At 71.6% G+C, this 19,588-nt stretch carries 16 protein-coding genes; 12 read left to right on the top strand and 4 right to left on the bottom strand.

The window, feature by feature from the left end; translation table 11 throughout:
* Positions 1-143: 143 nt before the first annotated feature.
* The 3 genes from QWI33_RS18325 (at position 144) to QWI33_RS18315 (ending at position 3,516) form a co-directional block, all read left to right on the top strand.
* Positions 144-1,376: an alpha-hydroxy acid oxidase gene (locus tag QWI33_RS18325; RefSeq protein ID WP_289958593.1), complete on the top strand. Its 1,233-nt coding sequence runs from the start codon at positions 144-146 to the stop codon at positions 1,374-1,376.
* Positions 1,377-1,451: 75 nt separating this feature from the next.
* Positions 1,452-2,246, top strand: coding sequence for an SDR family NAD(P)-dependent oxidoreductase (locus QWI33_RS18320; protein ID WP_353895514.1), 795 nt, complete (start codon positions 1,452-1,454; stop codon positions 2,244-2,246).
* 244 nt (positions 2,247-2,490) lie between these two features.
* Positions 2,491-3,516 carry a LacI family DNA-binding transcriptional regulator gene (locus QWI33_RS18315; RefSeq protein ID WP_289958591.1) on the top strand — a complete coding sequence of 342 codons (1,026 nt, stop codon included), beginning with the start codon at positions 2,491-2,493 and terminating at the stop codon, positions 3,514-3,516.
* 7 nt (positions 3,517-3,523) lie between these two features.
* Here the strand turns inward: QWI33_RS18315 and QWI33_RS18310 are convergent, their stop codons facing one another.
* Positions 3,524-4,417 (bottom strand): LysR family transcriptional regulator, encoded by an 894-nt coding sequence (locus QWI33_RS18310; RefSeq protein ID WP_289958590.1) that lies wholly within the window; start codon positions 4,415-4,417, stop codon positions 3,524-3,526.
* A 100-nt stretch (positions 4,418-4,517) separates the two neighbouring features.
* On the opposite strand from QWI33_RS18310, the gene kdgD reads away from it, so the two are divergent.
* The 8 genes from kdgD to QWI33_RS18270 all read left to right on the top strand — a co-directional run bounded on the left by kdgD (position 4,518) and on the right by QWI33_RS18270 (position 15,518).
* Positions 4,518-5,435 carry a 5-dehydro-4-deoxyglucarate dehydratase gene (gene kdgD, locus QWI33_RS18305; protein WP_289958589.1) on the top strand — a complete coding sequence of 306 codons (918 nt, stop codon included), beginning with the start codon at positions 4,518-4,520 and terminating at the stop codon, positions 5,433-5,435.
* Positions 5,432-6,793, top strand: coding sequence for an enolase C-terminal domain-like protein (locus QWI33_RS18300; protein WP_289958588.1), 1,362 nt, complete (start codon positions 5,432-5,434; stop codon positions 6,791-6,793). The genes kdgD and QWI33_RS18300 overlap by 4 nt, the downstream gene beginning before the upstream one ends.
* A 37-nt stretch (positions 6,794-6,830) precedes the next feature.
* Positions 6,831-7,832, top strand: coding sequence for a Bug family tripartite tricarboxylate transporter substrate binding protein (locus QWI33_RS18295; RefSeq protein WP_289958587.1), 1,002 nt, complete (start codon positions 6,831-6,833; stop codon positions 7,830-7,832).
* Positions 7,833-7,843: 11 nt separating this feature from the next.
* Positions 7,844-8,344 carry a tripartite tricarboxylate transporter TctB family protein gene (locus tag QWI33_RS18290; RefSeq protein WP_289958586.1) on the top strand — a complete coding sequence of 167 codons (501 nt, stop codon included), beginning with the start codon at positions 7,844-7,846 and terminating at the stop codon, positions 8,342-8,344.
* A 24-nt stretch (positions 8,345-8,368) separates the two neighbouring features.
* Positions 8,369-9,886, top strand: a complete 1,518-nt coding sequence (locus QWI33_RS18285) for a tripartite tricarboxylate transporter permease (RefSeq protein WP_289958585.1) — start codon at positions 8,369-8,371, stop codon at positions 9,884-9,886.
* A gap of 120 nt (positions 9,887-10,006) precedes the next feature.
* Entirely contained in the window at positions 10,007-11,290 is a 1,284-nt protein-coding gene (locus QWI33_RS18280) for an MFS transporter (RefSeq protein WP_289958584.1), read from the top strand.
* Between the two features lie 169 nt (positions 11,291-11,459).
* A complete protein-coding gene (locus QWI33_RS18275) occupies positions 11,460-12,503 on the top strand; it encodes an NAD(P)-dependent alcohol dehydrogenase (protein WP_289958583.1) in 1,044 nt (347 codons plus the stop codon).
* 411 nt (positions 12,504-12,914) lie between these two features.
* The gene (locus tag QWI33_RS18270) at positions 12,915-15,518 is read left to right on the top strand and encodes a S8 family serine peptidase (RefSeq protein WP_289958582.1); all 2,604 of its coding nucleotides are present in this window, start codon (positions 12,915-12,917) and stop codon (positions 15,516-15,518) included.
* A gap of 45 nt (positions 15,519-15,563) precedes the next feature.
* Here the strand turns inward: QWI33_RS18270 and QWI33_RS18265 are convergent, their stop codons facing one another.
* The 3 genes from QWI33_RS18265 to QWI33_RS18255 all read right to left on the bottom strand — a co-directional run bounded on the left by QWI33_RS18265 (position 15,564) and on the right by QWI33_RS18255 (position 18,742).
* Positions 15,564-16,595, bottom strand: coding sequence for a type III polyketide synthase (locus QWI33_RS18265; protein WP_289958581.1), 1,032 nt, complete (start codon positions 16,593-16,595; stop codon positions 15,564-15,566).
* Entirely contained in the window at positions 16,589-17,794 is a 1,206-nt protein-coding gene (locus tag QWI33_RS18260) for an acyl-CoA dehydrogenase family protein (protein WP_289958580.1), read from the bottom strand. The genes QWI33_RS18265 and QWI33_RS18260 overlap by 7 nt, the downstream gene beginning before the upstream one ends.
* A 126-nt stretch (positions 17,795-17,920) precedes the next feature.
* Positions 17,921-18,742 (bottom strand): UbiA family prenyltransferase, encoded by an 822-nt coding sequence (locus QWI33_RS18255; protein WP_289958579.1) that lies wholly within the window; start codon positions 18,740-18,742, stop codon positions 17,921-17,923.
* 26 nt (positions 18,743-18,768) lie between these two features.
* Between QWI33_RS18255 and QWI33_RS18250 the strand changes: the two genes are divergently transcribed.
* The gene (locus QWI33_RS18250; protein ID WP_289958578.1) at positions 18,769-19,485 is read left to right on the top strand and encodes a methyltransferase domain-containing protein; all 717 of its coding nucleotides are present in this window, start codon (positions 18,769-18,771) and stop codon (positions 19,483-19,485) included.
* The last annotated feature ends 103 nt before the right edge of the window (positions 19,486-19,588 follow it).

Here is a 19,588-nt window from a genome sequence, read left to right as displayed (position 1 = left end):
GCCTGGTGCGGGAGCGCCGAGTGGGATAAGCTCGGTATTTGAAACGATTCAAACCGTAGGGCGGGACGCAGCGGCCAGGGGAACCGGCCGCCGTGCCCGGACCGCGGCATGCCCCACCCGTCACCGTTCCGATAGGCCCGCACATGACGCAGCGACAACTCCCCCGGCCCAAGGACCTCCTGCCCTTGGTGAAGTTCAAGAAGCCGGACTTCAACGCGAAGCGGCGGCGCCTGCGCGCCGCGCTCACCATCGAGGACCTGCGCCGGATCGCCAAGCGCCGCACCCCGCGCGCCGCGTTCGACTACACCGAGGGCGCGGCCGAGGCTGAGCTCTCGCTGGCCCGGGCGCGGCAGGCGTTCAAGGACATCGAGTTCCACCCCGCGATCCTGCGGGACGTCTCGCAGCTCGACACCGGCTGGGACGTGCTCGGCCGCCGCTCGGAGCTGCCGTTCGGCATCGCCCCCACCGGGTTCACCCGCATGATGCACACCGAGGGCGAGCGCGCCGGCGCCGGAGCGGCGGCCGCGGCGGGCATCCCGTTCGCGCTGTCCACGATGGGCACCACCCCGATCGAGGACGTGGCCGAGGCCGGAGGTGCCAGCGGCCGCAACTGGTTCCAGCTCTACATGTGGAAGGACCGCGACCGCTCGATGGCGCTCGTCGACCGCGCCGCGGCGGCCGGATTCGACACGCTGCTGGTCACTGTGGACGTGCCCGTGGCCGGGGCCCGCTTGCGCGACAAGCGCAACGGCTTCGCCATTCCGCCGGAGCTGACCGTGAAGACGGTCTTCGACATGGCGAAGCACCCTAACTGGTGGTTCGACATGCTCACCACCGAGCCGCTCTCGTTCGCCTCGCTCAGCCGCTGGTCGGGCACCGTGGCCGACCTGCTCAACACCATGTTCGACCCCACGGTCGACTACGAGGACCTGGCCTGGATCAAGGAGCAGTGGCCCGGCAAGCTGGTGGTCAAGGGCGTCCAGACCGTGGCCGACGCGAAGCGCTTGGCGGACATGGGGGTCGACGGCATCACCCTCTCCAACCACGGCGGTCGCCAGCTCGACCGCGCCCCGGTCCCGTTCCACCTGCTCCCCGCGGTCGTGCGCGAGGTCGGCCGGGACACCGAGGTGCACGTGGACACCGGCATCATGTCCGGCGCCGACATCGTGGCCTCGATCGCGCTGGGCGCCAGGTTCACCATGATCGGCCGGGCGTACCTGTACGGGCTCATGGCGGGCGGGCGCGACGGCGTGGACCGCACGATCGCGATCCTCAAGGAGGAGATCGAGCGCACCATGAAGCTCCTCGGCGTGGCGAGCCTGGAGGAGCTGGAACCGGGCCACGTGACCCAGCTCCAGCGGCTCATCCCCCGCTAGGCGGGCCGTCAGGGGCGCCCTGGCGTCCGCGAACCGGCGCTGCCCCGCCGCGTGCGGCGCTAGGGTGGCCCCATGATCTCGATCGACCTCGAAGGCAGGACCGCGCTCGTCACCGGCTCCACCCAGGGCATCGGCGAGGCCGTCGCCGCGAAGCTCGCCCTCGGCGGGGCGCGCGTGGGCATCAACGGCCGCACCCCTGCGACCGTGGACGCCGCCGTGGCCCGCGTCAACGAGGCCACCTTCACCGACCGGTGCTTCGCCGCCCCAGGCGACCTCGCCACCGAGGACGGCGCCGCCGCGCTCGCCGCCGAACTGCCCTCGGTCGACATCCTCGTCAACAACCTCGGGATCTTCGGCGCCGAGCCCGCGCTGGAGATCGCCGACGAGGAATGGCGGCGGTACTTCGAGGTCAACGTGCTCTCCGCGGTGCGCCTCATCCGCACGTACCTGCCCGGCATGACCGCGCAGGGCTGGGGCCGGGTCCTCAACATCGCCAGCGACTCCGCGATCGTGATCCCCGAGGAGATGATCCACTACGGCACCACCAAGACCGCGCTGCTGGCGGTCTCCCGCGGCTTCGCCAAGGCCGCGGCGGGCACCGGGGTCACCGTGAACTCGGTGATCGCCGGACCCACGCACACCGGCGGCGTGGAGGAGTTCGTCTACCAGCTCGTGGACAAGGCGCTGCCGTGGGAGGAGGCGCAGCGCGAGTTCATGCGCGTGCACCGCCCGCAGTCGCTGCTGCGCCGCCTCATCGAGCCCGAGGAGATCGCGAACCTGGTGGCGTACTTGAGTTCTCCGCTCGCGTCGGCGACCACCGGCGCGGCCGTGCGGGTCGACGGCGGGTACGTCGACTCGATCCTCCCGTGACCGCCCGCGCCCCTGCCGCGCCCGCCCGGTTCCGCAAGGACCCCGGGAAGCAGCCCCAGCAGCGGCAACGCGGCGTTGACGGCCGTTCGTCAATCGATTGCCACCGCTGAAATCGCGGAACCCTCGCCTCCGCAAAGGCGGCGGGCCTCCGGTATGCTCGGTAGGCCCTGCCGCGGAACGCGGCTGCTTGGCACCAAACGATTGCCGGATGACAACCCCCGGCAACAAGCGCGAAAGGGGAGGCATGGAGCAGTCCGACGCCGCCACCCGTCCCCGCAACGGCGATCGCAAGGCGCCCCCGACGATCTACGACATCGCGCGGCTCACCGGGGTGAGCCCCTCCACCGTGTCCCGCGCGCTCAACAAGCCCGGACGCCTCAACGCGCAGACCGAGCGCCGCATCCGCGACGCCGCCGCCGAGCTCGGCTACCGGATCAACCCCATGGCGCGGGCACTGCCGACCGGGAAGACCGGCACGCTCGGCCTGCTCGTCTCCGACATCACCAACCCGGCGTACTTCGACCTCGTGCGCGCCGCCGAACGGGTGGCCTCCGAGACCGGCATGACCATCGTCTTCGCCGACTCGCAGGAGTCCCCCGAACTCGAGCGGTCCACGGCCGAGCGACTCCAGACCTCAGTGGACGGACTGCTGCTCGTGGGCACGCGCCTGGAGGACCACCAGATCCAGGAACTCTCCTCGGTGAAGCCGCTCGTGGTAGTGAACCGCCTCGTCGAAGGCATTCCGGCCGTCATTCCCGATGTGCGGCCGGGGATCACGACCGCGCTGGAGCGGCTGCGCGAGGCCGGGCACCGCCGCATCGCCTACCTCGCCGGGCCCGAGGCCTCGTGGATGAACGGGCAGCGCTGGCAGCACGCGTTCGAGATCGCGGTCGAATGGGACATGTCCATCGTGGAGATCAAGTCGAACGCGCCGACCCGCGAAGGCGGCGCGGAGGCGTTCGGCCGGGTGAAGGCCGCCGACGTGAGCGCGGTGCTCGCCTACAACGACCTGGTCGCGCTCGGCCTGCTGCGGGAGTGCCGGGACCACGGCCTCGACGTCCCGGGCCGGCTGAGCATCGTCGGCTTCGACGACATCTTCGGAGCCGACCTGCCGACGCCGGCGCTGACCACGATCCGGATGCCGCTGGCCCTGCTCGGCGAGCGCGGGATCAGGCGGCTGCTGATCGAGATCGACGGCGGCGCTTCGGAGAACGAGGCCGCGCTGCCGACGGAGTTCGTCGACCGCGAGTCCATCGGTCCGGCGGTCTAGGGCCGGCTCAGACGCTGCGCAGCAGGGCGTCGAGCGCGGGGTTGCCGTGGCGCCGGCGCCACACGGCGTGGAGCTCCACGGTGTCCGGCGGCAGGTCCGCGATATCGAGGAAGACCAGGTTCGAGAGGTTGAACGCGCTGGCCGAGGAGGGCACGAGCGCGACCCCGAGCCCCGCGTTGACCACTGACAGGACCGTGTGGACCTGGCTGATGTGCTGCACGTACCGGGGTTTCAAGTGGGCCTGCTGGAACGCGGCGACGACGAGCTCGTAGAAGTACCAGGCCTCCGAGGGCGAGTAGGTCACCACGTCGTGCTCGGCGATGTCCTCCATTGTGGGCGTTCGCCCGAGGCCGGTGAGGGCGTGGTCGCGCGGGGCGGCGAGGATGAGCGAGTCCCTGGCCACCAGCCGGGAGTCGAGCAGGTCCGAGCGCGGGACCTGGCGCACGAGCCCGACTTCGATCTCACCGGCGAGGAGGGCGTCGAGCTGCGCGTGGGTGACCATCTCATTGAGCACGAGGTCGACGCCGGGCAGTTCGGCGGCGGCCGCGCTGATCCACCGCCCGAGCACGGTGAGGGCCGAGACGGCGGTGAAGCCGATGCGGATGGTGCCCGCCGTGCCAGCGGCGACGCGGCGGGCGCGCAGCGGCGCGGTGTCCGCCGAGGACAGGAGCCGGCGGGCCTCGTCGAGGAAGATCCGTCCGGCCGGAGTGAGCTCGACGCCGCGCTGGGTGCGCAGGAAGAGCGCGAAGCCGACGGCGCGCTCGAGGCGCTGCACCTGGCGGCTCAGCGGCGGCTGCGTCATGCGCAGTCGCTCTGCGGCCCTTCCGAAGTGGGACTCTTCTGCGACGGCCACGAATCCCCGGAGTTGGTCGAGTGTGTACCCGACGTCGCCTGTAGCCATACCGTGAAGGTATCAGCCGATATCGAATGAGTGTTGGACCGGTATGAGCGGCGGAGGTTACGGTACGGGCCTCAACCCCCGGAACAGGAGACTGCCGCATATGTCGCGATACAGCCCCGCAGAGATCCAGCGTGCGCTGGGCGAAGGGCTCTTGTCCTTCCCCGTGACCCACTTCCAGAAGGACCTCTCCTTCGACGAGGACGGGTACCGGAAGCACCTGGGGCACCTGGCGTCCTTCCCTGCGGCGGGCCTGTTCGCAGCGGGCGGCACGGGCGAGTTCTTCTCGCTCACCCCCGAAGAGGTCGGCCGGGTCGTGCGCGTCGCCGCCGACGAGGCCGCCGGCGCCGTCCCGATCATCGCCCCGGCCGGGCAGGGCACCGCCCAGGCGGTCGCGTTCGCCCGCGACGCCGAGGCCGCCGGGGCCGACGCGGTGCTGCTGTTCCCCCCGTACCTCACCGAGGCCGGGCAGGACGGCCTGGTCGCCCACGTGCGCGCCGTCTGCGAGGCGACCTCGCTGGGCGTCATCGTCTACCACCGGTCGAACGCCGAGTACAGCGTCGCCGCGGTCGAGCGGCTCGCCGACGAATGCCCGAACTTCGTGGGGTTCAAGGACGGGGTGGGCGACATCGAGTTCATGACCCGCCTGTACGCGACCCTCGGCGAGCGGCTGCTGTACATCGGCGGCCTGCCCACGGCCGAGACCTTCGCGCTCCCCTACCTCCAGCTCGGCGTGACCACCTACTCCTCGGCGATCTTCAACTTCGTGCCGGAGTTCGCGCTCGCGTTCTACGACGCGGTGCGCGCCGGGGACCGCCCCGAGGTGTACCGGCGGCTGCGCGAGTTCGTCCTGCCCTATCTGGACATCCGCAACGCCGGCAAGGGCTACGCGGTGTCGATCGTCAAGGCGGGCATGACGGCCGTGGGCCGCCCCGCCGGGCCCGTGCGCCCGCCGCTCACCGACCTGAACGAGGCCGAACTGGCCGCACTGGCAGCGCTGATCGAGCAGTCCGCCTCATGACGCGACTCGAACCGGCCGCTGGCCCAGCGGAAGAGGCGACCACCCCCACCGTGACCGCGATGCGCGTCGTGCCCGTGGCCGGCCAGGACTCCATGCTCCTCAACCTCTCCGGAGCGCACGCGCCGTACTTCACGCGCAACCTCGTGATCCTCACCGACGAGTCCGGGAACACCGGTGTGGGCGAAGTGCCCGGCGGCGAGGCCATCGCGCAGACCCTCCGCGACGCCGCCGACCTGGTGATCGGTTCCGGCATCGGCGCGTACCGGTCGGTCCTGGAAGCCGTGCGCCGCCGCTTCGCGGACCGGGACGCGGCCGGGCGCGGCAGCCAGACCTTCGACCAGCGCGTCACCGTGCACGTGCGGACCGCGCTCGAAGCCGCACTGCTCGACCTGCTCGGCAAGCACCTCGGCGTGCCGGTCGCCGAACTGCTCGGGGACGGCCCGCAGCGCACCAGTGTGCCGGTCCTGGGATACCTGTTCTTCATCGGCGACCGGGGCCGCACGGACCTGCCGTACCGGGACGGGTCAGGGGCGGACGACGCGTGGCTGCGGCTGCGCGACGAAGAGGCCCTCACCCCTGAAGCCGTGGTGGCCCTGGCCGAGGCGGCCGAGGCGCGGTACGGGTTCCGCGACTTCAAGCTCAAGGGCGGCGTGCTGCCGGGGCCCGAGGAGGCCAAGGCCGTCACGGCATTGGCCGAGCGGTTCCCGGATGCACGGATCACTTTGGACCCCAATGGGGCCTGGTCGCTCAAAGAGGCGGTCGAACTGTGCCGGGGACTGGACGGCGTATTGGCGTATGCCGAGGACCCTTGTGGAGCGGAGAACGGCTACTCGGGTCGTGAAGTACTCGCGGAATTCAAGCGCGCCACCGGAATGCGCACGGCGACGAACATGATCGCCTGCGATTGGCGGGAATTCGCGCACGCGGTCCGCTCCGGCGCCGTCGACATCCCTTTGGCCGACCCGCACTTCTGGACCATGGCCGGCTCGGTGCGCGTGGCGCAGGCCTGCGAGGCCTTCGGTCTGACCTGGGGCTCCCACTCCAACAACCACTTCGACGTGTCGCTGGCGATGTTCACCCACGTCGCCGCCGCCGCGCCCGGCGAGATCACCGCCATCGACACGCACTGGATCTGGCAGGACGGCCAGCGCCTCACGGTCGACCCGCCGCGCATCGTCGACGGCGCGATCGCAGTGCCCACCGCGCCCGGTCTCGGCATCGAACTCGATGCGGCGCAAGTAGAGGCAGCTCACGAGCGGTATACGAGAAATGCTCTGGGCGCGCGCGATGACGCGGCCGCTATGAAATACCTTGTCCCCGGATGGATGTTCAACCCGAAACGCCCCTCCCTGGGGTGAATTCGTGGCTATTCGATCACTAAGAGGAGCAGACACAATGCAACACCCCCTCCCCCGACGCGGACTGCTCGCCGGTCTTGCCGCCGTGCCCCCGCTCGTCGCGCTGTCGGCCTGCCAGGTGCAGGGCGGCGCCGACGAGGCGAACGCGACCTTCCCGACCCGCGCGGTCGACTTCTGGGTGCCCTTCGACGCCGGCGGCTCCGGCGACCTCATCAGCCGCGCGGTCGCCAAGGCCGCCGAAGAGCCGCTGGGCGAATCGCTTCCGGTCACGAACAAGCCCGGTGCCAACGGCGCCGTCGGACTCAAGGAGCTGCTGGCCGGCAAGGCCGACGGCTACACGATCTCCCTCGCGGTCAAGTCGCTGTTCGCCATCGGCCCGCTCATCGTCGACGACCCCGACGCGGTCGTGATCACCGACCTGCGGATCATCACCACGTTGACCAACGAGGGCTACGTGCTCGTGGTGCACGCCGACTCGCCGTACCAGACCCTTGAGGACCTGCTCGCGGCCGACCACGTGAACTACGGGACCACGGGCGTGGGCACCGGCTCGCAGCTCTCGGCCGGCCTGCTGTTCGGGCTCGCCCAGGTCGAGGCGACCGACGTCCCGTTCGACGGCGGCGGCCCCACCGTCACCGCGCTGCTGGGTCAGAACATCGACGCCGCGTCGCTGTCGCTCGCCGAGACGATGCCGCACATCGAGGCCGGTGACATGCGGCCGCTGTGCGTGTTCTCCGAGGAGCGCAGCGTCTACCTCAACGACGTGCCGACCGCGCTGGAGGCGGGTCACGACATCCTCGTCGACCAGCGCCGGTTCATCGTCGTCCCCGCCGACACCCCCGACGAGGTCGTGGGCGTGCTGACCCTGGCGTTCGAGGAGGCCCGCGAGGGCTCCGAGTACGGCCAGTTCCTCCAGGACAACTTCATGGAGCGCTGGGAGGTCGACGGCATGGAGGCGGAACTGCACCTGGCCGAGGCCACCGAGCAGTTCGCCGCCCAGATCGCCGCGTCCGGCGTCGAACTCGGCACCGCGGAATGAGCGAGGCGGTCATGGCCGATGCCGAAACCGAAGCGGCCCCGGGCGAGCAGCCTGAGGAGCCGCGCGCGGGCGGACGCGTCCAGTCGGTGGTCGCGGGTGCGATCCCCGTGCTGCTCGGCGCCGTCGCGGCCTGGTTGAGCTTCGGGCTCGACATCGGGAGCCTCACCGAGCCCGGGCCGGGGCTCTGGCCGCTGATCGTGGCCGGCCTGCTCGTGGCCTCCGGGATCGGGATCATCGCCGTGACCGCCAAGACCCGCAGGGACACCGAGGCGTTCACGCGCGGGACCGTGGCGGTGCTGGCCGCCGCCGGCGGCCTGGCCGTGTACGCCTCGCTGTACGAGATCGTGGGCTTCGAGGTGCCGACGGTGCTCCTGCTGTTCGCGTGGCTGCGGTTCCTCAGCCGCGAATCGTGGCTCATGAGCGCGATCCTGGCGGTCGCGGTCACCGCGGTCGCCTACGCCCTGTTCATCATCGGGCTCAACGTGCCGCTCCCGCACCTCATCGCCTTCTAGTCCGTCCCCTCTGGAGTATCGATCGTGGACTTCTCCTCCGTGCTCTCCGGGTTCGCGGTGGCGTTCGAGTGGCAGAACATCCTCTTCTGCCTGCTCGGCGTCACCGTCGGGATGCTGATCGGCGTGCTGCCGGGCCTCGGCCCCGCCGCGACGATCGCGATCCTGCTGCCCATCACCTACAACCTGGAACCGACGGCGGCCGTCATCATGCTCGCCGGGATCTTCTACGGCGCGCAGTACGGCGGCACCATCACCTCGGTGCTGCTGCGCCTCCCCGGCGAGGCCTCCACAGTGGTCACCGCACTCGACGGGCACGCGCTCGCGCGGCGCGGCGAGGCCGGACCCGCGCTCGGGATCGCCGCGATCGCCTCCTTCATCGGGGGCACCGCGTCGATCATCCTGCTCTCGTTCATCGCCCCGGCCCTGGCCGGCGTCGCGCTGGCGTTCGGCCCGGCCGAGTACACGGTCCTGGCGCTGATCGGGATCTTCCTGGTCGGCACGCTCGGGAACGGGTCGATCATCAAGAGCGCCGCCGCTGCGTCCGCAGGGCTCCTGCTCGCCGTGGTCGGGCTCGACCCGCTGCTGGGCACGCCGCGCTTCACGTTCGGCACCGACCAGCTCGCCGACGGCATCGACTTCACCATCGTCGCCATGGGGCTCTTCGGGGTCGGCGAGATCCTGTACAACCTCGAGCACCGGAACCGGCCGCAGGCCGCCGTGCCGTCGTTCGGGCGGGCGATCCCCAGCCGCCTGCACTGGCTCAGGTCGCGCCTGGCGATCCTGCGCGGCTCGGTCACCGGCTTCGTCCTCGGCATCCTGCCCGGCGGCGGGGCGACCATGGCCTCGCTGGTGGCGTACGCCGTCGAGAAGCGCGCCGCGAAGGACCCGTCCCGGTTCGGCAAGGGCGCCATCGAAGGCGTCGCCGGCCCGGAGTCGGCGAACAACGCGGCGGCGACCTCCTCGTTCATCCCGCTGCTGACGCTGGGCATCCCGGCGAACGCGACCATGGCGGTGCTGTTCGGGGCGCTCATGCTCCAGGGCATCACGCCGGGCCCGCAGCTCATGAGCGACCACCCGGACGTGTTCTGGGGCGTCGTGAACTCGATGTACCTGGGCAACCTGCTGCTGCTGGTGCTGAGCATCCCGCTCATCGGGCTGTTCGTGCGCATGCTGAAGGTCCGCCCGGGGGTCCTGGCGCCGATCACCATCGTCATCACGATGATCGGCACCTACTCGATCCGCAACAACGCGTTCGACATGCTGCTCGTGATCGGCCTGGGCCTGCTCGGGTACGGGATGCGCAAGCTCGGGTTCGAGCCGGGGCCGTTCGTGCTCGCGTTCGTGCTCGGCTCGCTCCTGGAGGCCTCGTTCCGCCGCTCCATGAGGATCTTCGGCGGCGACGTGAGCGAGTTCGTGCAGCGTCCCGTCTCCGGCACACTCGTGGCGATCCTGGTCCTGACCGTGGTCGTCGTGCCCCTGCTGCGCAAGGTCCGCACCCGCCAGACGGCGAACGCGGAACAGGAAGGCGTCAGGGCGGATTAGCCGGGTCCGCCCTGAAGCGGGGGTCGGGGGGGGGGGGGGGGGCGCCCCCCCCCCCCCCCCCGATGCGTTCCCGGGCAATTCGATTGACATCGATGCGGGGCTGCCGCATCGTTGGGTTCTGTGCCCCTTATCGACCGCGCCCGCGTGAATCCGTACCGGCTCTACCTCGCGATGCGGGTGGGGTTGTCCTTCCTGGTCGCCATGGCGTTCACGACCTCGATCGTGTACCGGGTCGAGGAAGGCGGCATGAACCCGTTCGAGCTGATGATGATCGGCACCGTGCTCGAGGCGACGTACCTGGTGCTCCAGCTGCCCACCGGGTTCCTGGCCGATCTGGTGAGCCGCCGGGCGTGCGTGGTGGCGGGGTTCGGCGTGTACGCGGGCGGGCTGGCCTGGATGGGGCTCTCGGCCGAGTTCTGGGTGCACCTGGCGGCGCAGGTGCTGCTGGCGCTCGGCGCGGCGCTCATGAGCGGCGCCCAGGAGTCCTGGGTCGCCGACGAGACGCAGCGGGCCGAGATGACCCCGGTCTACCTGCGCGCCACGCAGCTCAGCTTCATCGGCGGGATCACCGGCAGCCTGCTGAGCGGCGCACTCGGCACGGTCTCGCTGAGCCTGCCGATGCTCGTCGGCGGCACGCTCATGGGGCTCGGCACGGTCGCGCTCGTGCTCGTGATGCCCGAGCGGCACTTCCAGCGCCCCGCCGGGGACGGCACGGTGCGGACCGTGCTCGCGCAGGCGAGAGCCGAAGCGGGCGAGCAGGTGCGGGCGTCGCGCCGCGCGCCGCGGCTCGTGCCGGGCCTGGTCCTGCTGCTGGGGATGACGTTCGCGTTCGGGCTGTGGAGCGAGAGCTTCGACCGGCTCTCGGGCGCGTTCCTGCTGGAGGACATCGGGTTCCCCGCAGTGTTCAGCCTCGAGCCGGCCATGTGGTTCAGCCTCGTCTCGTGCGCGGTCGCGATCGGCGGCATCGGCGTCACCGAGTGGGCGACGCGGCGCACCGCGCGCCTCGGCTCGGGCGCGATCATCGGGATGCTGGTGCTGTTCACCGCCGTGACCCTCGCGGGCGTCATCGGATTCGGCCTGGCGCAGGGCTTCTGGGTCGCGCTCGTCTTCCTGCTGCTGGTCTCGGTGGCCCGGCCGCTGTACGAGCCGCTCGTGAACGGGTGGCTGGTGGTCAGGGTCGAGCCGAAGGTCCGCGCCACCGCATTGTCCGCAAGGGACATGTTCGACAGCGGCGGGCAGATCATCGGCGGGCCCGTCGTCGGAGCGATCGGCACCGCCTTCACCCTGCGGGCCGCGCTGCTCACCGGCGGCGCGCTGCTCGTCCCGGCGATCCTCTGCCTCGTCGGCATGGGCCGGAAGACCGGCGAACCGGAGCCCGAACCCGTGGCCGCCGCCGACCGCTGATCCGGGCACGGCTGCGCGGCCGGAGGGGCCTGTCGGCGCGCCCCGGTCAGGCCCGGTGCTTGGCACGGGGCCGAAACGGAGCGATGATGGATCGGAACCGGAAACGGGCGTACGTCGAATCCTGGCGCTTAAGCTCACCGGTATCACGACACCTGCCGAAGGAGCCACCGTGCCGACCGTCAACGCCTGGGCCGCGCCGTCCGCGACCGAACCGCTCGTCAAGACCACCGTCGAACGCCGCGACCTCGGCCCGCACGACGTGCTCATCGAGATCAAGTACGCCGGGATCTGCCACTCCGACATCCACACCGTGCGCGGCGACTGGGGCCCCCAGCAGTACCCGCTCGCACCCGGCCACGAGATCGTCGGCTTCGTCGCCGAAGTCGGACCCGAGGTCACGAAGCACGCCGCGGGCGACCGCGTCGGCGTCGGCTGCATGGTCGGCTCCTGCCGCGAATGCGAGCAGTGCCTCAAGGGCAACGAGCAGTACTGCCTCAAGGGCTTCGTCGACACCTACGGCGCGGTCGACGCCGACGGCACCGTCACCCAGGGCGGCTACACCACCCACATCGTCGTCGACGAGCACTTCGTCCTCCGCATGCCCGAAGGCATCCCCTTCGAGGCCGCCGCGCCCCTCTTGTGCGCCGGGATCACCCTGTACTCGCCGCTGCGGCACTGGGGCGCGGGCCCGGGCAAGAAGGTCGCCATCGTCGGCCTCGGCGGGCTCGGGCACATGGGCGTCAAACTCGCCCACCTGCTCGGCGCCGAGGTCACCGTCCTGTCGCAGTCGCTGAAGAAGCAGGAGGACGGCCTCCGCCTGGGCGCCGACCACTACTACGCGACCGGCGACCCGGCCACGTTCGAAACCCTCGCCGGGACCTTCGACCTCATCGTCAACACCGTCTCCGCCGAGGTCGACATCAACGCGTACCTGCGGCTCCTCAAGGTCGACGGGGTGCTCGTGAACGTCGGCGCGCCCGCCGAACCGCTCCCGGTGGGCATCTTCAACCTGATCTCGACCCGCCGCACCTTCGCCGGCTCGACGATCGGCGGCATCGCCGAGACACAGGAGATGCTCGACCTCTGCGCCGAGCACGGCATCGCCTCGGACGTCGAGATCATCGCCGCCGACCAGATCAACGAGGCCTACGAGCGCGTGCTCGCCTCCGACGTGCGCTACCGCTTCGTCATCGACACCGCGACCATGCAGTAAGGGCCGCAAGCAGACCGAACGCCGGGGCGCATCAGCGCCCCGGCGTTCGGCGTTCTCCTGCGGCAGTCGACGGAGCGCCGCGTGCGACACCCCGGCATTCGGGCGGGCGGCGCCGTTCCGGCCGGAGCTGCGACCGCTTGTGAGTTGCGGCACTTGCGAGGATGTTTCCACATGGTTCCTCGTGATTTCTCTCTTATGTCCATTTCGGTCTTTGCGAATGGGCTGTCATGGTGGGGCGCAAGGGAATCGCATGGCCATTGCATCTCGATCGCGAGCGGCGCCGCCTACCCCCGGCGCCGACAACCGTCACAACGAGGAGCCGTCTTGTCAGGTACGCAACGATGGCGTCGAGGACTCGCAGTCTCGCTAGTGGGAGCGCTCTCAGCGGCTTTTGCCGGTGGCGCGCCCGCTTTGGCGCAGACCGAGACCGACGCGACAGCACTGATAGATCAGAAGGTCGACCCCGAACTGCTGGCCGAGATCGACGCCGAAGGCGAAGCCGAACTCTGGGTGCAGTTCGAAGGCGCCCCGGACTACTCGGCCGCATACGACGCCGAGACCAAGGCCGAGAAGGGCGCCGCCGCCGTAGCGGCGGCGAAGGCGTTCGCCGAGTCCTCCCAGGCCGACGTCGCCGCCGCCCTCGACGAGGCCGGCGTGCAGTACGAGTCCTACTGGGCCTCGTCGTCGCTCAAGGTCACCGGCGGCACCGGCCTGCTCGAGACCGTCGCCGCCTTCGACGAGGTCGCCGAGGTCGTGAACGCCCCTGAGGTGGTGAACGTCGAACCGGTCGCACCCGCCGAGACCGAACTCGAAGCGGCCGCCGCCGGCTGGAACGTCGCCGACATCAACGCCCCCGCCGTCTGGGACCAGCTCGGCGCCACCGGCGAAGGCGTCGTCGTCGCCAGCATCGACTCCGGCGTCCAGTACGACCACCCCGCGCTGGTGAACCAGTACCGGGGCAACAACGGCGACGGCACCTTCACCCACGACTACAACTTCTACGACGTCGAAGGCGGTTGCGGCGCCGCCCCGTGCGACCTCAGCAACCACGGCACCCACACCGTGGGCACCATGGTCGGCGACGACGGCGCGGGCAACCAGATCGGCGTCGCCCCCGGCGCGGAGTGGATCGCCGCCAACTACTACGGCAGCAGCATGGAATCGGTGCTCAGGGCCGGTGAGTGGATGGTCGCGCCCACCGACTGGGCCGGGAACAACCCGGACCCGTCCAAGGCGCCCGACATCATCAACAACTCCTGGGGCCGGGACGGCGACGACGACCCGTACTTCGAGGACATCGTCGACCTCTGGCACGCCGCCGGGATCATCCCCGTGTTCGCCGCGGGCAACAGCGGCCCGGTCTGCCTCACCACCAACGCCCCCGGCGGGTACGCGAACGTGATCGCCGTGGGCGCCTACAGCTCCAGCGGCGCGATCGCCGACTTCTCCTCGCGCGGGCCCACCAGCGACGGCCGCGTCAAGCCGGACGTCTCCGCGCCCGGCTCGGGCATCCTCTCCTCGGTGCCGGGCAGCGCCTACGGCTCGCAGAGCGGCACCTCGATGGCCGCGCCGCACGTCGCCGGCACCATCGCGCTCATGATGTCGGCCGAACCCGCCCTCCGCGGCGACTACGGCCTCGTCTACGAGATGCTCACCGGCTCGGCCCGCTACACCGCGGACGACCAGTGCGGCGGCACCGCCGAGGCGAACAACGTCCACGGGTACGGGCGCATCGACGCGCTCGCGGCCGCCCAGGCGCTCCCCGACGGCGACTCCGGCTCCATCGCCGGCACCGTCACCGGACCCGACGGCGCGCCGCTGGCGGACGCCGAACTGGTCTTCGACGGGGCCTTCGACCGCCGCGCCACCACCGCGGCCGACGGCACGTACACCGTGAAGTTCGCCCTCACCGGGCAGCACGCGGTCACGGTCACCAAGTTCGGGTACGCGGCGGCCCAAGGCACGGTGACCGTCGCGGCCGACCAGACGGCCGTGTTCGACACGGTCCTGACCCCGCTGCCGACCACAGTGGTCACCGGCACCGTGGTCGACGGCTCCGGGCACGGCTGGCCGCTGGCCGCGACGGTGACGACGGCGGGCGGCGAGGTCTCGACCGAGACCGACCCGCTCACCGGGGAGTTCTCCCTGACGCTGCCCACCGGCGGCGTGGACCTGGTCGTGGAGACCGAGTACGGCGGGTACCAGACCGTCCAGATCGAGGCGAACGCGGCGAACTTGCACATCGCGGTGCCGGTCGCGAGCGGCTGCACCGCGCCCGGCTACGCGTTCGACCCGCTGGGCACCGGCTTCGAGTCCTTGACCACGCCGCTGGGGTGGACCGTGGAGAACCGCGGCCCCGCGCCGTGGACCTTCGACGACGCCTTCAACTACGGCAACCTCACCCCGGGCACGGGCGGCTTCGCCTTCGCCCGCCCGCCGGGCGGCGGCACCATGGACACCGACCTCATCTCGCCGGTGTTCGACCTGTCGAGCGCGCCGGAGCCGGTCCTGACCTTCGCCACCGACTTCCTCGGGCAGCTCCCGTACTCGGAGGCGGAGGTCGCGATCAGCACCGACGGCGGTCAGACCTGGGTGGACGCTTGGGCCGCAACGGGTTCGATCCGCGACAGCACGGTCACCGTGGACCTGAGCGCCTGGGCCGGAGCGCAGCAGGCGCAGCTCAAGTTCCACTACTACCACGCCTACCGCTCGGGATACTGGTGGCAGATCGACGACGTCCTCGTCGGCGGCACGCCGACCTGCGCCCCGATCGCGGGCGGACTCGTGCGGGGCACCGTGACCGACCAGAACGGCGCGCCCGTCGCCGGCGCGGTGGTCACCCACACCGCTTCGGGCCACTACGGCGTCTCCGGCGCTGACGGCGTGTACTGGACCTTCGCGGCCGGTGCCGGTTCGTCGCAGTTCTCGGTGGTGGACGCCGAGTCCGGCTCGGCGACGGGTTCGGTCAATGTCGTCGCCGACGACGTGACCGAAGCGAACTTCGCTCTCTCGTAACCATTGAAGAACGGGCCCGATGGCGATGCCACCGGGCCCGTTCCCTTACTCCTCGGGCTCGAGGAGCGCGGCGTAGAGGGTGAGGCCGGGGCCGAAGGCGAGGGCCACGACCGGCCCGTCCTGCGGCCCCAGCTCCTGCAGGACGAGCAGCACGGTCGCCGAGGAGCAGTTGCCGTGCTCGGCGAGCACCTTGCGGGAGGCCGCGAGCGCGCTCGGATCCAGTTCGAGGCCCTCTTCGATGGCGTCCAGGATGCGCGGACCGCCCGGGTGGACGGCCCAGGCCGCGACGTCCCGCACGTCGTGGCCGTGGCGGCCCAGGAGGTCCTTCACCAGCGGGCCGACCTGCTCGGCCAAGGCGTCCGGGACCTCCGGGGAGAGGCCCATGCGGAAGCCGAGGTCGGTGATGTCCCAGGTCATCTGGTGGCGCCGGTCGGTGTCGGTGCGGGCGGCGACGTCGACCACGCGCAGGCCGGAGGCGCCGGGCCGGACGACCACCGCGGCGGCGGCGTCCGCGAACAGCGCGTGCGAGACCATCTGCCCGGGATCGATCGTGGCCGGCTGCAGGTGCAGCGAGGTGAGCTCCAGGCAGAGCACGACCGCCGGCTGCTCTTGGGCCGCGACGTAGTCGGCGGCCGTGGCGAGCGCCGGGAGCGCGGCGTGGCAGCCGGTGTGTCCGATGAGGAGCCTGCGGGCGTCGGCGGGGAGCGGGAGCATCCGCGCGAGCTCGATGTCGAGACCCGGCGTGCGGTAGCCGGTGCAGGTGACGACGGTGAGCAGGCCGATCTCATCGGGGTCGGTGCCCGCCGCGTCCAGTGCGTTCCGGACCGCTTCGAGGCCGAGCGGCGGCGCGACCTCGCCGTAGCGGACCATGCGCTCGGCGGTCGACCAGTCGGCGACGGCCTTGAACTCGGCCGGGTCGGTGGCGGAGTGGCGGGTCCGCACGTCGGAGGCGGTGAAGATGCGCTGGGCGACGCGGCTGCGGGAGAAGTGCCAGCGGAAGACGTCCTCCCACAGCTGCTCCTGGGTGTAGAGCGGCGGCAGGGCGGCGCCGATGCCGGCGATCCGGGCGGTCACCATCGCGGGACTTCGGCGTCGTGGTCGGGGTCCTCGCCGAGGGCGGCGACGCCGAGCCAGTCGGCGCACACGTCCGAGGTGGCCGGCTGCAGCGCGCCGCAGCGGGCGTCGCGGTAGAGCCGTTCGAGGGTGTGCCCTCGCCGGGACGCGGAGGCGCCGGCGGCTTCGAGCAGCGAGGAGGCCACCTGGACGGCGGTGTCCCCGGCCGTGAGCTTGGCGCGCCAGACCCACTGGTTGGTCACGGGATCGCCTGGGGCGCTGTCGATCCGCGCGGCGGTCTCGGCGACGACGAGTTCGGCGGCGGCCACCATGGTGTCGGCGCGCCCGAGCCGGGCGCGGGCGGCCGGGAGGCGGCCGAGGCCGCGCCGGCGCAGGTGCTCGGCGGCGGCGTCGACGGCGGCGCGGGCGACGCCCGCGTAGACGGCGGAGTAGGAGGCGACCAGCCACTGCGGCATGGCCTCGGCGATCATCAGGGTGAGGCCTTCGACGCCGCCGAGGAGGGCCTCGGGGCCCACTTCGAGGTCGAAGTGGACGTCCTGGCTGCCGGTGGCGCGCATGCCGAGCGAGTCCCAGGTCTCTTCGACGCGGATGCCCTCGCCCGCGGGGACGAGGAAGTAGGAGACCTGCGGTTCCTCGGCGTCGGCCTCGCGGGCGGTGACGAGGTAGGCGTCCACGTGCCCGGCGCCGGAGACGAAGGCCTTGCTGCCGATGATGCGGTACCCGGAGTCGGTGCGGCGGTAGGCGGTCGAGGTCTGGGAGAGGCGGGAGCCGCTGCCGCGCTCGCTCATCGCGACCCCGTAGAGCGCGCCGCCCGCGGCGGCTTCGAGGGCCTTGTCGCGGGCCTCGAAGGAGCTCTTCGGGGCGCCGAGGAGGCGCACGAGGTCGTCCGGGGTCTGGGCGAGGGCGCCGGTGACCGAGGCGTGCATGTTGAAGACGAGCGCCGTGGAGCCCGCGCCGCGCGCGAGGGCGGAGGCGACGCGCGCGTACTCGGCGAAGGACGCGCCGAAGCCGCCGAGTCGCTCGGGCACCATGAGCCCGAACAGGCCGGCGGCGCGCAGGTCGGCGAAGTCCGCTTCGGGGAACCGGCCGTGTTCGTCGTGCACCGCAGCGCGTTCGGCGAATTTCGGGGCGAGTTCGCGGGCCAGGGCGAGGGCGCGGGCGCCGCCGTTCGGGCCGTCTGCGGGGTGCTCACTGGTCGTCAACGCACGCTCCTCGGATGCGGGGCCCGGCAGCACCGGGTGAACCTCTGCGAACCAGTGTCCACGGAACCCGCGTTTCGATCAACCCCGAGCACGTGCGCTTGAGGGGCTGCCGGGCGCGACCGGGGATCAGTACGCGAACCCGGTGTGCAGCAAGAGGGCCACGTCGATGAGGGCCACCAGCATCACTGCGCGGAACGCCGCCCGGGAGCGGGGCCGGCGGTCGAGGAGGAATCCGGTGACGAGGATGCCGGCCGAGAGGGGCGCGGCGGTGAGGGCGAGCGGCGTGGGCGCACCGTTCGGACCGAAGACGAGCAGACCGGAGGCGGTGAGCACCAGCGCGGCGGCGGCGATGCGGCTGGGCCAGGGGCCGAGGCGGTGCGGCAGGCCGCGCACGCCGGTGGCGTCGTCGTCGGCGAGGTCGGGGAGCACGTTGACGAAGTGCGCCGCGGAGCCGAGCGCCGCTGCGGCGCCGATGAGCCAGGGCGGCGGGAACGGGTCGCCGTTCGACAGGAACGCGGGGAGCAGGCCGAAGGCGATCGCGAACGGCACCACGGAGTATGCGGTGGCCTTGACACCCAGGTCGTAGGCCCAGGCGCAGGCGAGTGCGGCGAGGTGCGCGGCGGCGGCGAGCGGGGCCGAGAAGAGCGAGAGGAGCACGGCGGCGACCGCGGAGGCGATGAACGCCGCCCGGACGGCGGCAGGCCGGATCTCGCCGGCGGCCAAGGGCTTGTCGGTGCGGCCGACGCGGGCGTCGCGGGGCGCGTCGACGAGGTCGTTGAGCCAGCCGACGGAGAGCTGCCCGGCGAAGACCGCGGCGATCGCGCAGGCCGCCGACGCGGGCCCGCGGTCCGAGCCCAGGGCCAGTCCGGCGGCTACGGCGGAGACGGCGACCGCCGGCAGCGGATGGGAGGCCCGCACCAGCGCCCAGCTCGTCGACAACTGCTTCACGGCCATCAGTGTGTCACTCTGACGGGATGAGCGGAACCCCCGAATCCTTGGCGCCCAATGATCCGGCGATGTACGACCGGCTGGCCGCGGAGTGGTGGCGGCCGCGGGGCGTGTTCGCGATGCTCCACTGGCTGGCGGCGGCGCGGGCCGCACTGGTGCCGCCCGCGCCGTACGAGGACGCGGTCCTGGTGGACCTCGGCTGCGGGGCCGGGCTGCTCGCGCCGCATCTGGAGGGCAAGGGGTACCGCCACCTCGGGGTGGACCTCTCGCTGGAGGCGCTGCGGCAGGCCGCCGATCACGGCGTGCTCGGCGTCCAGGGGGACGTGCTCGCGGTCCCGCTGCCGGACGCGTGCGCGGAGGTCGTCGTGGCGGGCGAGATCCTGGAGCACGTGCCGGACCTCCCCCGGGCGGTCGCGGAGGCGTGCCGCCTGCTGCGGCCGGGCGGGCTCCTGGTGATCGACACGCTCGCGGCGACCGCACTGTGCCGGTTCCTCGCGATCGGTGTCGCCGAGCGGATCCCGCGCATCGCGGTGCGCGGCGTCCACGACCCGGCGCTGCTGGTGGACCGCGGGCTGCTCGTGGCGGAGTGCGCGAGACACGGTGTGGCGCTCGAGCTGCGCGGGATTAGGCCGTCGCTGATCGACTTCGCGCTCTGGCTCCGCGGCCGCCGCGCCTCGGTCCGGATGCTGCCGGTGCCGACGACGGCGGTGCTCTTTCAGGCCCGGGGCCGCAGGCGCTGGTAGTCGGCGCGCTCGAGTTACTTCTGGGAGGGGTGTTGCACCCGTCTCATCGAGCCGGTTATATTTGTTTGGTCATACCATTAAACAACGGCCCCCTCAGCCTGCA

The sequence above is a fragment of the Glycomyces tritici genome, assembly GCF_030403505.1.
The sequence above is the reverse complement of the archived record's forward strand: the minus strand, read 5'-3'. Positions and strand labels throughout refer to the sequence as shown.

What these genes read in the sequence shown, in the direction of transcription:
- QWI33_RS18325 (WP_289958593.1), top strand. Translation starts at nt 144, where the DNA reads ATGACGCAGCGACAACTCCCCCGGCCCAAGGACCTCCTGCCCTTGGTG.
- QWI33_RS18315 (WP_289958591.1), top strand. Translation starts at nt 2,491, where the DNA reads ATGGAGCAGTCCGACGCCGCCACCCGTCCCCGCAACGGCGATCGCAAG.
- QWI33_RS18310 (WP_289958590.1), bottom strand. Translation starts at nt 4,417, where the DNA reads ATGGCTACAGGCGACGTCGGGTACACACTCGACCAACTCCGGGGATTC.
- kdgD (WP_289958589.1), top strand. Translation starts at nt 4,518, where the DNA reads ATGTCGCGATACAGCCCCGCAGAGATCCAGCGTGCGCTGGGCGAAGGG.
- QWI33_RS18300 (WP_289958588.1), top strand. Translation starts at nt 5,432, where the DNA reads ATGACGCGACTCGAACCGGCCGCTGGCCCAGCGGAAGAGGCGACCACC.
- QWI33_RS18295 (WP_289958587.1), top strand. Translation starts at nt 6,831, where the DNA reads ATGCAACACCCCCTCCCCCGACGCGGACTGCTCGCCGGTCTTGCCGCC.
- QWI33_RS18290 (WP_289958586.1), top strand. Translation starts at nt 7,844, where the DNA reads ATGGCCGATGCCGAAACCGAAGCGGCCCCGGGCGAGCAGCCTGAGGAG.
- QWI33_RS18265 (WP_289958581.1), bottom strand. Translation starts at nt 16,595, where the DNA reads ATGGTGACCGCCCGGATCGCCGGCATCGGCGCCGCCCTGCCGCCGCTC.
- QWI33_RS18250 (WP_289958578.1), top strand. Translation starts at nt 18,769, where the DNA reads ATGAGCGGAACCCCCGAATCCTTGGCGCCCAATGATCCGGCGATGTAC.